The organism is Streptomyces sp. NPDC107522, assembly GCF_055657525.1.
In genome coordinates this window covers 579,763-595,202 of the sequence record NZ_JBVKAU010000004.1, presented here as the reverse complement: position 1 = coordinate 595,202, position 15,440 = coordinate 579,763, and the positions used below count along the sequence as shown (strand labels likewise).

At 72.4% G+C, this 15,440-nt stretch carries 14 protein-coding genes; 12 read left to right on the top strand and 2 right to left on the bottom strand.

The features are described from left to right. Nucleotides 1–16 precede the first annotated feature (16 nt). The 3 genes from ACZ7L6_RS16735 to ACZ7L6_RS16725 are packed head-to-tail and all read left to right on the top strand — an operon-like array spanning nucleotide 17 to nucleotide 2,852. Nucleotides 17–889, top strand: coding sequence for a DUF5819 family protein (locus tag ACZ7L6_RS16735; protein WP_471924419.1), 873 nt, complete (start codon nucleotides 17–19; stop codon nucleotides 887–889). After that, nucleotides 886–2,112 (top strand): HTTM domain-containing protein, encoded by a 1,227-nt coding sequence (locus tag ACZ7L6_RS16730; RefSeq protein WP_471924417.1) that lies wholly within the window; start codon nucleotides 886–888, stop codon nucleotides 2,110–2,112. Before ACZ7L6_RS16735 ends, ACZ7L6_RS16730 begins: the two co-directional genes overlap by 4 nt. Continuing rightward, nucleotides 2,109–2,852 (top strand): TrmH family RNA methyltransferase, encoded by a 744-nt coding sequence (locus ACZ7L6_RS16725; RefSeq protein WP_471924415.1) that lies wholly within the window; start codon nucleotides 2,109–2,111, stop codon nucleotides 2,850–2,852. The genes ACZ7L6_RS16730 and ACZ7L6_RS16725 overlap by 4 nt, the downstream gene beginning before the upstream one ends. A gap of 105 nt (nucleotides 2,853–2,957) precedes the next feature. Here ACZ7L6_RS16725 and paaN read toward each other — a convergent pair whose 3' ends face one another. Next, nucleotides 2,958–4,652, bottom strand: coding sequence for a phenylacetic acid degradation protein PaaN (paaN, locus tag ACZ7L6_RS16720; protein WP_471924413.1), 1,695 nt, complete (start codon nucleotides 4,650–4,652; stop codon nucleotides 2,958–2,960). 160 nt (nucleotides 4,653–4,812) lie between these two features. Between paaN and ACZ7L6_RS16715 the strand changes: the two genes are divergently transcribed. The 3 genes from ACZ7L6_RS16715 to ACZ7L6_RS16705 all read left to right on the top strand — a co-directional run bounded on the left by ACZ7L6_RS16715 (nucleotide 4,813) and on the right by ACZ7L6_RS16705 (nucleotide 7,349). Then, nucleotides 4,813–6,330, top strand: coding sequence for a 3-hydroxyacyl-CoA dehydrogenase (locus tag ACZ7L6_RS16715; RefSeq protein WP_471924411.1), 1,518 nt, complete (start codon nucleotides 4,813–4,815; stop codon nucleotides 6,328–6,330). 19 nt (nucleotides 6,331–6,349) lie between these two features. Beyond that, nucleotides 6,350–6,940: a TetR/AcrR family transcriptional regulator gene (locus ACZ7L6_RS16710; RefSeq protein ID WP_471924409.1), complete on the top strand. Its 591-nt coding sequence runs from the start codon at nucleotides 6,350–6,352 to the stop codon at nucleotides 6,938–6,940. A gap of 100 nt (nucleotides 6,941–7,040) precedes the next feature. Further along, nucleotides 7,041–7,349, top strand: coding sequence for a hypothetical protein (locus ACZ7L6_RS16705; protein WP_471924407.1), 309 nt, complete (start codon nucleotides 7,041–7,043; stop codon nucleotides 7,347–7,349). Nucleotides 7,350–7,365: 16 nt separating this feature from the next. Here ACZ7L6_RS16705 and ACZ7L6_RS16700 read toward each other — a convergent pair whose 3' ends face one another. Beyond that, nucleotides 7,366–7,851: an Lrp/AsnC family transcriptional regulator gene (locus tag ACZ7L6_RS16700; protein ID WP_471924602.1), complete on the bottom strand. Its 486-nt coding sequence runs from the start codon at nucleotides 7,849–7,851 to the stop codon at nucleotides 7,366–7,368. A 190-nt stretch (nucleotides 7,852–8,041) separates the two neighbouring features. Between ACZ7L6_RS16700 and pdhA the strand changes: the two genes are divergently transcribed. From pdhA to ACZ7L6_RS16670, 6 genes are all read left to right on the top strand, one after another. Continuing rightward, nucleotides 8,042–9,178 (top strand): pyruvate dehydrogenase (acetyl-transferring) E1 component subunit alpha, encoded by a 1,137-nt coding sequence (gene pdhA / locus ACZ7L6_RS16695; protein ID WP_471924405.1) that lies wholly within the window; start codon nucleotides 8,042–8,044, stop codon nucleotides 9,176–9,178. Beyond that, nucleotides 9,175–10,179: an alpha-ketoacid dehydrogenase subunit beta gene (locus ACZ7L6_RS16690; RefSeq protein ID WP_471924403.1), complete on the top strand. Its 1,005-nt coding sequence runs from the start codon at nucleotides 9,175–9,177 to the stop codon at nucleotides 10,177–10,179. The genes pdhA and ACZ7L6_RS16690 overlap by 4 nt, the downstream gene beginning before the upstream one ends. Beyond that, nucleotides 10,179–11,672 (top strand): dihydrolipoamide acetyltransferase family protein, encoded by a 1,494-nt coding sequence (locus ACZ7L6_RS16685; protein ID WP_471924401.1) that lies wholly within the window; start codon nucleotides 10,179–10,181, stop codon nucleotides 11,670–11,672. The genes ACZ7L6_RS16690 and ACZ7L6_RS16685 overlap by 1 nt, the downstream gene beginning before the upstream one ends. 93 nt (nucleotides 11,673–11,765) lie before the next feature. Further along, entirely contained in the window at nucleotides 11,766–12,956 is a 1,191-nt protein-coding gene (locus tag ACZ7L6_RS16680) for an NTP transferase domain-containing protein (protein ID WP_471924399.1), read from the top strand. Beyond that, a complete protein-coding gene (locus ACZ7L6_RS16675; protein WP_471924397.1) occupies nucleotides 12,953–14,323 on the top strand; it encodes a molybdopterin molybdotransferase MoeA in 1,371 nt (456 codons plus the stop codon). The genes ACZ7L6_RS16680 and ACZ7L6_RS16675 overlap by 4 nt, the downstream gene beginning before the upstream one ends. Then, a complete protein-coding gene (locus ACZ7L6_RS16670) occupies nucleotides 14,320–15,429 on the top strand; it encodes a potassium channel family protein (protein ID WP_471924395.1) in 1,110 nt (369 codons plus the stop codon). The genes ACZ7L6_RS16675 and ACZ7L6_RS16670 overlap by 4 nt, the downstream gene beginning before the upstream one ends. Nucleotides 15,430–15,440: the final 11 nt, after the last annotated feature.

Here is a 15,440-nt window from a genome sequence, read left to right as displayed (position 1 = left end):
TCGGGGAACGAACGGCATGGCAGACGCGTACGACGCAGGCTCGGCCGCCCCCCAAGGGCAGGAGCAGGAGCCGCAGGACGCGCCGCGCGCCGTCGCGCCCGCGCCCGCCCCTCGCGCCGTCGCGCCCCCGCCCGCCGCTCCCGCCGTCGCGCCCTTGCCCGCCCTTCCCGCACCGCCGTCCCCGGAAGCCCGCACGGGTGTGGCCGCCCTCTCCCTGCGGTACCAGATCGGCGCCGCCCTCGCCCTCGCGGTCGTGGCGATCGCCGTCTGCGTGCACATGGGCCTGGTCTTCCTGCACGTCGCCCCGCCGAACACGGTCACCAAGCAGCACGGCAGGGCGATCGACGACTGGATATACCCGGAGTTCGAACAGAACTGGAAGCTGTTCGCTCCCAACCCGCTGCAGCAGAACATCGCGGTGCAGGTCCGCGCCGAGATCAGCACCGGCGGCGACACCCGCATCACCCGCTGGTACGACCTGTCCGCCCAGGACGGCCGGGCCATCGACGGCAATCTGCTGCCCAGCCACACCCAGCAGAACGAGCTGCGCCGGGCCTGGGACTTCTTCGTCGCCACGCACGACGCCCAGAACCGCCCCATGGGCCTGCGCGGCGCCCTGTCCGAGACGTATCTGCGGCACATAGTTCAGCTGCGCCTCGACCGCGTCGGCGCGGCCGGTGAGGGCGGCGTCGTCGAACGCGTCCAGGTCCGCTCCCGCACCACCAATGTGCGCCCGCCGAAGTGGAGCGACGAGCAGGTCTCGGACCGGCCGACGTACCGGGTGCTGCCGTGGTGGTGGGTTCCGCAGGACGGGGACGACGGTGCGGACCGCACCGATGCCGCCGGTGGGGCTGGCGCCAAGGGCGCGAGCGCGGGAGGCGCCCGGTGAACCGCTTCTCCCTCGCGATCTCCTCCGGCATCGCCCGTGTCACCGAGTCCGCCCTCGGTCCGTACCAGACGGCCGTTGTCCGGATCGGCTTCACCGCGACCTGGCTGCTGTTCCTGCTGCGTGAGTTCCCCCACCGCCGGGAGATGTACGGCCCCGACGGCCCCTGGGACTTCGACCTGGCCCAGCAGCTGATCGGGACGAACGGCTCCTTCACCGCCCTGATCTGGTCGAGCAGCCACTTCTGGTTCGAGACTGTCTACGCCCTCGCCGTCCTGACCAGCGTTCTGCTGCTGCTCGGCTGGCGCACCCGCACGATGTCCGTGCTGTTCATGATCGGCGTGCTCTCGCTGCAGAACCGCTCCATCTTCATGGGCGACGGCGGCGACAACGTCCTGCACCTGATGTGCGTCTACCTGGTGTTCACGCGCTGCGGCCAGGTCTGGTCGCTGGACGAGCGGCGGGCACGGCTCGCGAGCGGGGCACGCGCGCGTGGAGAGCGGGTCGGTCCGGACCGGGTCGGGCCGGCCCTGTGGGGGGTGCTCGGGTTCGCGCTGGTCGTCGTGACCGCGGCGGGCCGCCTCGACGGCGACCTGACCGTGCCGCTGATCCTGTGGGGCGTCTGGCTCGGACTGGCCGTCTGGTGGATCGTGGGCCGCCGCGCACGGACCGCCCAGCCCCGCATCCTGCTCGACGTCATCGGCAACATCGTCCACAACGGCGCCCTGCTGGTGATCATGGCCGAGGCCTGTCTGATCTACGCGACCGCCGGCTGGTACAAGATCCAGGGCTCCCGCTGGCAGGACGGCACCGCCGTCTACTACCCGCTGCACCTCGACTACTTCTCACCCTGGCCCGCCCTCGCGGACCTGCTGTCCTCCAGCGGCACGATGGTGATGCTCATCACCTACGGCACGGTCATCGTGCAGGTCGCCTTCCCGTTCACGCTGTTCAACCGGCGGGTCAAGAACGTCCTGCTCGCCGCCATGATCACCGAACACGCCGTGATCGCGGTCGTCCTCGGCCTGCCGTTCTTCTCGCTGGCGATGATCGCGGCGGACGCGGTCTTCCTGCCGACGCCGTTCCTGCGCCGCCTGGGCGGCTGGGCGGGAGGCGCGCGTGGACGGCTCTCGCGTCTGCTTCGGCGCGGCGACGACCGTACGGTGGCCCCCGCGCCGCACACCCCGGAGAACCCCGAGCACGCGCACGTAGGCTTCACGGCATGACCGTGACCTCCTGGAACCGGCTCGCCGAGACCTCCGTGCTGCTCGACGGCTTCCACGCCCTCAAGCACGCGGTGCGCTTCGGCGCCGAGGTCCCGGTGGCGGTCGCCGTCGACCGGGAAGCCGCACTGGCTCTCGCCGAGGAGCTGGCTCCGGACGTACGGGACGCCCTGGACGCGCTCCTGGCACAGGTCCCGGAGTCGACGTACACATCGCTCGTTTCGCGCCCGCACCCGACCGCGGTGGCCGCCTTGGCGGTACGTCCGTCCCGCGCGGCCAACCTCGAGAAGCTGGCGCACACCCCGCGCACCGCCCCGGTCGTGGTCCTCGACAACCCCCGCAACCTCGGCAACGCGGGCGCGGTGATCCGCCTGGCCGCCGGTTTCGGCGCGACGGGCGTGGTCACCACCGGCACGCTCGACCCCTGGCACCCCACGGTCGTACGCGGCGGGGCGGGCCTGCACTTCGCGACGGCCGTGGAGCGGCTGGGCGTGGACGAGCTGCCACCGGGGCCGGTCTTCGCGCTGGACCCGGAGGGCGACGACATCCGGGGCATCAAGCTCCCGGACGACGCCGTCCTCGCGTTCGGTTCGGAGCGCAGCGGTCTGTCGGCCGAACTACGCGCGCGTACCGACCATTTGGTGTCGTTGCCGATGCGTCCGCAGGTCTCCAGCTACAACCTGGCGACGAGCGTGGCGATGACGCTGTTCCACTGGAGCACGGGTGCTGGAGCGCCCCTTTAGGGGCGCGGGGCTGTATCGATATGCGGCTCCGCCGCGTGGGCGCGAGAAACCACAGACGGCCCGCAGCCGCGCATTCACCACGCCCCCCGAGCTCTTGGGCGGCTCTCAGGCCTCCCGACGCACCTCGACAACCCGGAACCGGTTCGCCACGAACGCCCCGTCGGTGAGCGCCGAGTTGGCCGCCGGGTTGCCCCCCGACCCGTGGAAGTCGGAGAACGCGGCCGTCTGGTTCACATACACCCCACCGGTGAGGTTGAACGACAGCTGCGCCGCCTCCTCCAGGCAGACCTCCTGAATCGCGCCCTCGACCTCCTCGTCGTTGGTGTACGCGCCGACCGTCATCGCGCCCTTCTCGCGGATCGTCCGCCGCAGCAACTCCACCGCGTCCGCCGCCGAGTCGACGGCGACGGCGAACGAGACCGGCCCGAAGCACTCACTCATGTACGCGGCCTCGTCATCCGGCTTGGCCCCGTCCAGCTTCACGATCACGGGCGTACGCACGACCGCGGCCGGGAACTCGGGGTTGGCGACCTCGCGGGAGGCGAGGGCGACTTCGCCCAGCCCCGCCGCCGCATCGAGACGGGCCTTCACATCCGGGTTGACGATCGCGCCGAGCAGCGCGTTCGCGCGGGCGTCGTCGCCGAGGAGGCCGTCGACCGAGCGGGCGAGGTCGGCGACGACCTCGTCGAACGTCCTGGGCCCCTCCTCGGTGCGGATGCCGTCGCGGGGAATGAGCAGGTTCTGCGGGGTGGTGCACATCTGGCCGCTGTACAGGGACAGCGAGAAGGCCAGGTTGGACAGCATCCCCTTGTAGTCGTCCGTGGAGTGGACGATCACCGTGTTGACGCCGGCCTTCTCCGTGTAGACCTGCGCCTGGCGGGCGTTGGCCTCCAGCCAGTCGCCGAACACCGTCGAGCCGGTGTAGTCGATGATCCGGATCTCCGGGCGGGTGGCCAGCGTCTTCGCGATGCCCTCGCCGGCCCGCTCGGCGGCCAGCGCGACCAGGTTGGGGTCGAAGCCCGCCTCGGCGAGTACCTGGCGCGCGACCTGCACGGTGAGCGCGAGCGGCAGCACCGCGCGCGGGTGCGGCTTCACCAGGACCGCGTTGCCGGTGGCGAGGGAGGCGAACAGGCCCGGGTAGCCGTTCCACGTCGGGAAGGTGTTGCAGCCGATGACCATGGCGATGCCGCGAGGGACCGGCGTGAACTGCTTGTTCAGCGCCAGCGGGTCGCGCTTGCCCTGCGGCTTGGTCCACTCCGCCGCGTCGGGGGTGCGGACCTGCTCGACGTACGCGTACGCCACCGCCTCCAGACCGCGGTCCTGTGCGTGCGGGCCGCCCGCCTGGAACGCCATCATGAAGGCCTGGCCGGAGGTGTGCATGACCGCGTGCGCGAACTCGTGCGTCCGGTCGCTGATCCGCTTGAGGATCTCCAGACAGACCACGGCGCGCATCTCCGCGCCCGCGTCCCGCCACGCGCGCATGCCGGAGCGCATGGCCGGCAGCAGCTCGTCGATGTCCGCGTGCGGGTACTCGACGCCCAGCTCGATGCCGTACGGGGAGACCTCGCCGCCCACCCAGCCGTCCGTGCCGGGCTGGCCGAGGTCGAGGCGGCCTCCGAGCAGGGCGTCGAACGCGGCCTTGCCCGCCGCCGCGTCCAGGCTGCCGTTCTCGCCGTAGGCCTTGGGGTGCTCCGGGTGCGGGGACCAGTACGCGCGCGTGCGGATCGCTTCCAGCGCCTGGTCGAGAGTGGGCCGGTGCTTGGCGATGAGCTCGTGGGTGGTCAGTTCGGCGGTGGCCATGCGGGACCAACTCCTCGTTTCCTGAGCTCTCCGTTGAGCTCATGACCTGGGCAGAAACATGGGCAGGAATGGGCGGTCAGAGTTAGAGTAACCGAACGATCGGTCGGGACAAGGGGGTCCGCCGCATCTGTGGAAAACCCCGTGCGGGAGGATCGCGCACATGACAGCACTCGACCTCAGCAGCCCCGTGGCCGTCGTCGGCACCGGCACCATGGGCCAGGGCATCGCCCAGGTCGCGTTGGTCGCGGGCCATCCCGTACGGCTGTACGACGCCGTTCCCGGGCGTGCCCAGGACGCGGCCGACGCGATCGGCGCGCGCCTCGACCGGCTCGTCGAGAAGGACCGCCTCACCGGCGCCGACCGCGACGCGGCCCGCGCCCGGCTGCGGCCCGCCGAGAACCTCACCGACCTCGCGGACTGCGCGCTCGTCGTCGAGGCCGTCCTGGAGCGCCTCGACGTCAAGCAGGAACTCTTCCGCGAGCTGGAGGGCATCGTCGGCGAGGACTGCCTGCTCGCCACCAACACCTCGTCCCTGTCCGTCACGGCCATCGGCGGCGCCCTCGCCAATCCCGGCCGCTTCGTCGGCCTGCACTTCTTCAACCCCGCGCCGCTGCTGCCGCTCGTCGAGGTCGTCTCCGGGTTCGCCACCGACGTCACCTCGGCCACGCGCGCGTACGAGACGGCACGCGCCTGGGGCAAGACGCCGGTCGCCTGCGCCGACACCCCCGGGTTCATCGTCAACCGCATCGCCCGACCCTTCTACGCCGAGGCCTTCGCGGTCCACGAGGCACAAGGAGCCGACCCGGCCACCATCGACGCCGTCCTGCGCGAGTGCGGCGGCTTCCGGATGGGCGCCTTCGAGCTCACCGACCTCATCGGGCAGGACGTCAACGAGTCCGTGACGCACTCCGTGTGGCAGTCCTTCTTCCAGGACGTGCGCTTCGCGCCCTCGCTCGCCCAGCGGCGCCTGGTCGAGTCCGGCCGGCTCGGCCGCAAGAGCGGGCACGGCTGGTACGACTACGCCGAGGGTGCCGAACGTCCCGAGCCGCACACCGCCGAGAAGCAGCAGCCGCCCGCCTACGTTGTCGCGGAGGGCGATCTGGGCCCGGCCTCCGAGCTGCTCGCGCTGATCCGCGAGGCGGGCATCGCCGTGCGCGAGGAGGACGAGGACCACGGCACCCGCCTGGTGCTGCCCGGCGGCGGCCAGCTCGCGCTCGCCGACGGCCAGACCTCGGTGGAGTTCCGGGACGTCGTCTACTTCGACCTCGCCCTCGACTACCGCCGGGCCACCCGGATCGCCCTTTCCGCCTCCCAGGACACCTCGCCGCAGACGCTCGCCGAGGCCACCGGCCTCTTCCAGGCGCTCGGCAAGGACGTCAGCGTCATCGGCGACGTCCCCGGCATGATCGTCGCCCGCACGGTCGCCCGGATCGTGGACCTGGCGCACGACGCCGTCGCCAAGGGCGTGGCCACCGAGGAGGACATCGACACGGCGATGCGCCTCGGCGTCAACTACCCGCTCGGCCCCTTCGAATGGAGCCGCAGGCTCGGCCGCAACTGGGCCTACGCCCTCCTCGACGACCTGCACCTGCGCGACCCCTCCGGGCGGTACGCGCCGTCCCTCGCGCTGTACCGCCACGCCTATGCCTCCGACAAGCGCGAGGGCAGCACCTCATGACCCGGGAGGGCAGCACCGAATGACCACCGCCAAGCGCGACACGTACACGCCCGAGACGCTGCTCTCCGTCGCCGTGCGGGTCTTCAACGAGCGCGGCTACGACGGCACCTCCATGGAGCACCTCTCCAAGGCGGCCGGCATCTCCAAGTCGTCGATCTACCACCACGTCACAGGCAAGGAGGAGCTGCTGCGCCGCGCCGTCAGCCGGGCGCTCGACGGGCTCTTCGGGATCCTCGGCGAGGAGCACGCGCGCGTGGGGCACGCCGCCGACCGTCTGGAGTACGTCGTACGGCGCATGGTCGAGGTGCTCATAGCCGAGCTGCCCTATGTGACGCTGCTGCTGCGGGTGCGCGGCAACACCGAGACCGAGCGCTGGGCGCTGGAGCGTCGCCGCGACTTCGACCACCGGGTCGCCGACCTGCTGAAGGCGGCCGCCGCCGACGGTGAGGTGCGCGCCGACGTGGAGGTGCGGCTGGCGACCCGGCTCGTCTTCGGCATGATCAACTCGATCGTGGAGTGGTACCGCCCGGACGGCCGGGGCATGAACGAGCGCGAGGTCGCGGACACCGTGGTGCGGCTGGTCTTCGGGGGACTGCGACAGGCGGGCTGACCGCCGCCTGCGCGACAGGCGGCCTTAGTACGCGCGCGTGGGGACGGGTGAGTACGCCGGCGGATGTCCCGGGGCGCTCCCGGCTGGTGAGCTGTGCCGCATGACCCAGAACGACGTACGGCCCTCCGACGCCGACCCGACGTGGTGGAAGGCACCTCTCATCGCCACGGTGCCCGGGCTGCCGCTCCTCGTGTGGGAGTTCGTCCTGCTGGGGGCCGAGGACGCCCTCGGCACGGCCCTCGGGGCCGCGGTCTACTGGGCGGTGGGCCTGCTCGCGATCGCCTGGGCGCTGCCGCACCGCCGGTCCGCGCGGATGCTGCGCGTGACGGCGGCCGTCGCCGGGCTCTTCTGCGCGATCCTTCCGTTGCTGTTCCTGGTGTGGATGGCCGTCCTGTGGGGCTCGGCCTGACGGCCGGGCCGGACGCTCACCCCTGCGGCTCCAGGTCCTCCTCCTCGAACACCAGCAGCGTCCGCGTGCTGAGCACCTCCGGGATCGCCTGCAGCCGGGTGAGGACCAGCTCGCGCAGCGCCCTGTTGTCGGGCGTGTGCACCAGGAGCAGGACGTCGAAGTCACCGCCCACCAGGGCGATGTGGGAGGCACCGGGCAGCTGCCGCAACTGCTCGCGCACCGTCCGCCAGGAGTTCTGGACGATCTTCAGGGTGATGTACGCGGAGGTGCCGTGACCCGCGCGTTCGTGGTTGACGCGGGCGCCGAAGCCGCGGATGACGCCGTCCTCGATGAGGCGGTTGATGCGGGCGTAGGCGTTGGCGCGCGAGACATGGACCCGCTCGGCGACCGACCGTATCGACGCGCGGCCGTCCGCCTGGAGCATCTGCAGGATGTCCTGATCAATGGCGTCGAGCGGACGCGGCGCCGCCAGGGGGGCGTTGCCGTCCGGGCTCTCGGCCATTTGTTCAGGCGTCATGTCCCCCCACCTTCCCGCCGTGGACGTACTGCGTTCATTGGAGGCTGTGGAGAACCGTTTGTCCACAGCCTGAGGGTGCCTGTAGCCAAAATGTGCCGACGACCGAACAATCGGTAGGTGAGGCGCGTCACCGAAGCTGCGCCTCCCGTAGCCGCTCCCACGAGGAGGTGCCGTCATGACGGTCATGGAGCAGCGAGGCGCGTATCGGCCATCGCCGCCGCCCGCCTGGCAGCCCCGTATGGACCCCGCGCCGCTGCTGCCCGACGCCGAGCCCTACCGCGTCCTCGGTACGGAGGCGGCCGCGAAGGCCGACCCGGGCCTGCTGCGCCGGCTGTACGCCGAGCTGGTGCGGGGCCGTCGGTACAACGCGCAGGCGACCGCGCTCACGAAGCAGGGCCGCCTCGCCGTGTACCCGTCCAGCACCGGCCAGGAAGCCTGCGAGGTCGCCGCCGCGCTGGCGCTTCAGGAGCGTGACTGGCTCTTTCCTAGCTACCGCGACACGCTCGCCGCGGTCGCCCGTGGCGTGGACCCCGTCGAGGCGCTGACCCTGCTGCGCGGCGACTGGCACACCGGCTACGACCCGTACGAGCACCGCGTGGCCCCCCTGTGCACGCCGCTCGCCACCCAGCTCCCGCATGCCGTCGGCCTCGCGCACGCCGCCCGCCTCAAGGGCGACGACGTGGTCGCGCTGGCCATGGTCGGCGACGGCGGCACCAGCGAGGGCGACTTCCACGAGGCGCTGAACTTCGCCGCGGTGTGGCAGGCGCCGGTCGTCTTCCTGGTCCAGAACAACGGCTTCGCGATCTCCGTCCCGCTCGCCAAGCAGACCGCTGCCCCGTCGCTGGCCCACAAGGCCGTCGGCTACGGCATGCCCGGCCGCCTGGTCGACGGCAACGACGCGGCCGCCGTGCACGAGGTGATCGGCGACGCCGTGCGGCACGCGCGCGCGGGCGGCGGCCCGACGCTGATCGAGGCGATCACCTACCGCATCGACGCCCACACCAACGCCGACGACGCGACCCGCTACCGCGGTGACTCCGAGGTCGAGACCTGGCGCGGACACGACCCGATCGCGCTCCTGGAGCACGAGCTGACCGAGCGCGGCCTGCTCGACGAGAACGGAAAGCAGGCGGCCCGGGACGCCGCCGAGGCCATGGCAGGCGACCTGCGCGAGCGCATGAACCAGGACCCGGTGCTCGACCCGAGGGACCTGTTCGCCCACGTGTACGCCGAGCCCACCCCGCAGCTGCGTGAACAGCAGGCCCAGCTGCAGGCCGAGCTCGCAGCCGAGTCGGAAGGGTCGCACCGATGACCACCGTCGCCGTCAAGCCGGCCACCATGGCGCAGGCCCTCACGCGCGCGATGCGCGACGCCATGGCCGAGGATCCCACCGTGCACGTCATGGGCGAGGACGTCGGCACCCTCGGCGGCGTCTTCCGTGTCACCGACGGCCTCGCCAAGGAGTTCGGCGAGGACCGCTGCACGGACACGCCGCTGGCCGAGGCGGGGATTCTCGGCACGGCGGTGGGCATGGCCATGTACGGCCTGCGCCCGGTCGTGGAGATGCAGTTCGACGCGTTCGCCTACCCGGCGTTCGAGCAGCTCATCTCGCACGTCGCGCGCATGCGCAACCGCACACGCGGCAAGATGCCGCTACCGATCACCATCCGCGTGCCCTACGGCGGCGGCATCGGCGGCGTAGAGCACCACAGCGACTCCTCCGAGGCCTACTACATGGCGACTCCGGGGCTCCATGTAGTCACCCCGGCAACCGTCGCCGACGCCTACGGCCTGCTGCGCGCCGCCATCGCCTCCGACGACCCGGTCGTCTTCCTGGAGCCCAAGCGGCTGTACTGGTCGAAGGACTCCTGGAACCCGGAGGACCCGCAGACCGTTGAACCGATTGGCCGCGCGGTGGTGCGGCGCTCGGGCCGGAGCGCCACGCTCATCACGTACGGACCGTCCGTGCCCGTCTGCCTCGAAGCCGCCGAGGCGGCGCGCGAGGAGGGCTGGGACCTGGAAGTCGTCGACCTGCGCTCGCTGGTGCCGTTCGACGACGAGACGGTCAGCGCCTCGGTACGGCGGACCGGGCGGGCGGTCGTCGTGCACGAGTCGGGCGGGTTCGGCGGCCCGGGAGGAGAGATCGCGGCCCGGGTCACGGAGCGCTGCTTCCACCATCTGGAGGCGCCGGTGCTGCGTGTGGCCGGGTTCGACACTCCCTACCCGCCGCCGATGCTGGAGCGTCACCACCTGCCCGGCGTGGACCGGATCCTGGACGCCGTGGGGCGTCTGCAGTGGGAGGCCGAGAGCTGATGGCACAGGTGCTGGAGTTCAAGCTCCCCGACCTCGGGGAGGGGCTCACCGAGGCGGAGATCGTGCGCTGGCTGGTGGAGGTAGGTGACGTCGTCACCGTCGACCAGCCGGTCGTCGAGGTCGAGACGGCCAAGGCGATGGTCGACATCCCCTGCCCCTACGCCGGCGTGGTCACGGCCCGCTTCGGCGAGGAGGGCACGGAGCTGCCCGTGGGGGCGCCGCTGCTGACGGTGGCGGTGGGGGCGTCTGCCTCCGGCGGTATGGCCGAGGGCCCGGGGGAGGGCACCGACGAGGGCTCGGGCAATGTCCTCGTCGGCTACGGCACCGGTGCGCCCCCGGCGCGGCGCAGGCGAGTACGGCCGGCCACTCCGGCGGCATCGGCGGGACCGGCTGCGGGTGGTGCGGCCAACGGCGCCGCGGCACGCGAGGGCACGCCCACCGCCGAGCGCGCCACCGCCCCGACCGTGGCGCGACCCGTCGGCACAGCGGCGGGACACGGCCCCGTCGGTGCCGGTCACGAGGCGGCGCAGGCCGACGACAGTCGCCATGAAGGTCCCGTCCCCGTGATCTCCCCCCTCGTCCGCCGCCTCGCCCGCGAGCACGGCCTGGACCTGAGGGAACTGCACGGCTCCGGACCGGACGGGCTGATTCTGCGGGCCGACGTGGAGTACGCGCTGCGGGCAGCCGAGGCGCACGGCCGGACCGTCCAGCCGTCGGCCGAACCGCACACGCACGTGACGCCGACGGCCCCCGCCGCCTCCGCCCCGGCCATGCAGGTCCCCGTCCGCTCCTCCGCTCCGCCCGCCGGGATCCGCGTCCCCCTCAAGGGCGTCCGCGGCGCCGTCGCCGACAAGCTCTCGCGCAGCCGGCGGGAGATCCCGGACGCGACGTGCTGGGTGGATGCCGACGCGACCGAGCTCATGCGGGCGCGCGCCGCGATGAACGCCGCCGGTGGGCCGAAGATCTCCCTCCTCGCCCTGCTGGCCCGTATCTGCACCGCCGCCCTGGCCCGGTTCCCCGAGCTCAACTCCACGGTGGACATGGAGGCCCGGGAGATAGTCCAGCTCGACCAGGTGCACCTCGGGTTCGCCGCACAGACCGGACGAGGGCTCGTCGTCCCGGTCGTGCGGGACGCGCACGCGCGCGACGCGGAGTCGCTGACCACGGAGATCGCCCGGCTGACCGAGGCGGCCCGCGCGGGCACCCTCACGCCCGCGGAACTCACCGGCGGCACCTTCACGTTGAACAACTACGGCGTGTTCGGCGTCGACGGCTCCACACCGATCATCAACCACCCCGAGGCCGCGATGCTCGGCGTCGGCCGCATCATCCCCAAGCCCTGGGTGCACGAGGGCGAGCTGGCGGTGCGGCAGGTCGTGGAGCTCTCGCTCACCTTCGACCACCGCGTCTGCGACGGCGGCACGGCAGGAGGCTTCCTGCGGTACGTGGCGGACTGCGTGGAACACCCGGCGGTGCTGCTGCGCACCCTGTGACGGAGGCTCGGCGGCCGACCGATCCACGCCGCCCCCGAGGTCGGCTGCTTCCCCTGCGTTCCCTGTGATCGCGAGGGCACGCATACTCGGGGGGTGACCGCGTACGACTCGACGGGCGCGCAGGGCGCCGCCGATGCCGGGAACGACGTCGCGTACGACGCCGTCGTGCTCGCCGGCGGTGCTGCCCGGCGGCTCGGCGGCGCGGACAAGCCCGCGGTGCGCGTCGGCGGGCGGGCCCTGCTCGACCGGGTGCTCGCCGCCTGCGCCGACGCGCGCACGACCGTCGTCGTCGCCGACCCCCGGCCCACCGCACGGCCCGTGACCTGGGCGCGCGAGGACCCGCCCGGCGGCGGCCCGCTCGCCGCACTCGAGGCCGGGCTGCGGCACACCACGGCGGAGCGGGTCGTCGTCCTCTCGGCCGACCTGCCGTTCCTTGACGAGGGCACCGTCCGGCGGCTGCTGGCCGCCCTGCGCACCAGCGGCGCCGACGGCGCCCTGCTCACCGACGCGGGCGGCCGCGACCAGCCGCTCGTCGCCGCGTACCGCGCGTCCGCGCTGCGCCGCGAACTGGCCGCGCTCGCCCAAGGGCACGATGGCCGCACTGGTCCCGAGGATGGTGGTCGGACCCGACCTGAGGGCGGTGGCCGCACTGGTCCCGAGGATGGTGGTCGGACCCGGCCTGAGGGCGGTGGCCGCACTGGTCCCGAGGATGGTGGTCGGACCCGACCTGAGGGCGGTGGCCGTACCCGCCCCGAGAACGGTGCCCGTACCCGCCCCGAGGGCGGTGGTCGCGCCCGCCCCGAGGATGGTGGCCCCACCAGCCCCGGGGGCGGCGGCCTCACCGGCCTCCCCCTGCGTCGGCTGACCGGCGCCCTCGATCTCACCCGCGTCCCCGACCCCGTCGCGTCCTTCGACTGCGACACCTGGGACGACATCGCCACCGCCAGGGCACGTATCAGGGAGCATGGGCACGTGTTGGATGAATGGATTTCCGCAGTCAAGGACGAACTGGGCATCGACCTCGACGTCGACACCAAGGTGCTGCTGGACCTGGCCCGCGACGCCGCCCATGGCGTGGCACGGCCCGCGGCCCCGCTGACCACCTTCCTCGTCGGGTACGCGGCGGCACAGGCCAAGGGCGGTGAGGGCGGCCCCGAAGCCGTCGCCGAGGCCTCCCGCAAGGCCGCCGCCCTCGCCGTCCGCTGGGCGGACGAGGCGGCCGCCGCCGAACCCGACGCGGCCCCCGACGCCACGCCCGACACCACCCGCCCGGACGCCGGATGACCCCCCGCGGCATCCAGGCGGACGAGGACGCCGAGGACCTCGACGTCGAGGAGGTGCTCGCCCTCGTGAACGAACACACCGGCCACCACACCCCCGGTGATCCCGTGTCCACTCCCGCCCCGCACGCGCCGGGCCCCCACAACCAGGACCGCCACCACAAGGCCACACCCTGGCCCGAAGCCCGCGAGATCGCCGCCCGCGCCGCACGTACCGCCGTCCGGGCCGCCCACCGCGCTCCTGTCTCCGTCCCTCTCGACGCCGCGCTCGGCCTCACCCTGGCCGCCCCCCTCACCGCCCTCACCGACCTGCCCTCCTTCGACACCTCGGCGATGGACGGCTGGGCGGTCGCGGGCCCCGGCCCCTGGGACGTACGGGAAGAGGGCGTCCTGGCCGGGCACGGCGAGCCCGAGCCGCTCACCGACGGCGAGGCCGTCCGTATCGCGACCGGCGCCCGTATCCCCCCGGACACCACAGCCGTCCTGCGCAGCGAGCACGGCCGCACGGACAGCAAGGACCGCCTGCACGGCACAAGGGAGATCGAGCCCGGCCAGGACATCCGCCCCCGCGGCCAGGAGTGCCGCAGCGGTGACCAACTGCTCGCCGTCGGCACCCTCGTGACCCCGGCCGTGCTCGGCCTGGCCGCGGCCGCCGGATACGACACCGTCACCGCCGTACCCCGTCCCCGTGTCGAAGTCCTCGTCCTCGGCGACGAGTTGCTGACCGAAGGGCTTCCGCGTGACGGCCTGATCCGGGACGCCCTCGGCCCGATGCTGCCGCCCTGGCTGCGCGCCCTCGGCGCCGACGTCACCGCCGTACGCAGGCTCGGCGATGACGCCAAGGCCCTGCACAAAGCCCTCACCCGCTCCGACGCCGACCTCATCGTCACCACCGGCGGTACCGCGGCCGGCCCCGTCGACCACGTCCACCCCACCCTGCAGCGCATCGGCGCCGAACTTCTGGTGGACGGCGTCAAGGTGCGGCCCGGGCACCCCATGCTGCTGGCCCGCACCAAGGAGAACCAGCACCTCGTCGGCCTGCCCGGCAACCCTCTCGCCGCCGTCTCCGGCCTGCTCACCCTCGCCGAACCCCTGCTGCGCACACTCGCCGCCCGCCCGGCGCCCGAGTCCTACACGCTGCCTCTCAAGGAAGCGGCGCACGGGCATCCGTACGACACCCGGCTCATCCCCGTCGTGCTGCGCGGCGACCATGCCGTGCCGTTGCACTACCACGGTCCGGCCATGCTCCGGGGCATGGCGGCGGCCGACGCCGTCGCTGTCGTACCGCCGGGCGGCGCGCGTGCGGGCCAGGAGACCGAACTGCTCGATCTGCCCTGGGCGACCGCCGGCATCGAGGTGTGTTTCACGTGAAACTTCCGGGCCAGGACGCGATCGCCCGTCAGGCGGACGAGCGGGTCGCGACCTATCGGGTGAAGCTCCCGAAGAAAATCGTGGAACATCCGTTCCGTCAGGTCGCCAAGCGGGTGTTGCTGGCCCTGATGCTGCTCATGCTGACCGCCGTCATCGTCTACGCCGACCACGAGGGCTACAACGACAACTCCGACGGCGCCGTCGACTTCCTCGACGCCTGCTACTACGCGACCGTCACCCTCTCCACCACCGGATACGGCGACATCACGCCGGTCAGTGACGCCGCCCGGCTCACCAACATCTTCGTCGTCACGCCCATGCGTGTGCTGTTCCTGATCATCCTGGTCGGCACCACGCTCGAGGTCCTCACCGAAAGGACCCGGGAGGAATGGCGTCTGACCCGCTGGAGGTCTTCCTTGCGCGACCACACCGTCGTCGTCGGCTTCGGAACGAAGGGACGTTCGGCGATCCAGACCGTCATCGCGACGGGCCTGAGCAAGGACCAGGTCGTCGTGGTGGACCCGAGTTCCAAGGTGATCGACGCGGCGGTCGCCGACGGGTACGCCGGTGTCGTGGGCGATGCGACCCGGAGCGAGGTGCTGAAGCGGGCCGAGGTGCACAAGGCGCGGAAGGTCATCATCGCGACCCAGCGCGACGACACCGCCGTCCTCGTGACGCTGACGGCCCGGCAACTCAACCGCGGCGCGAAGATCGTGGCCGCCGTGCGCGAGGAGGAGAACGCACCGCTGCTGAAACAGTCCGGCGCCGACGCGGTCATCACCAGCGCCAGCGCGGCCGGACGGCTGCTCGGTCTGTCCGTGCTCAGCCCCGCCGCCGGCATGGTCCTGGAGGACCTGATCCAGCAGGGCAGTGGACTCGACATCGTCGAACGGCCGGTCATAAAGGCCGAGGTGGGCAAGAGCCCGCGGCAGACGGAGGACCTGGTGGTCAGCGTCGTACGGGGGCACCGGGTGCTCGGATACGACGATCCGGACGTCGGGACGCTGGAGTTGACGGACCGGCTGATCACCATCGTGCGGGCGACGCCGAGCAGTCAGGTCGCACCCGATGACCGGCGTCTGCCCCCGGGAATGCAGCCCATCTGACGCCCGGCGCG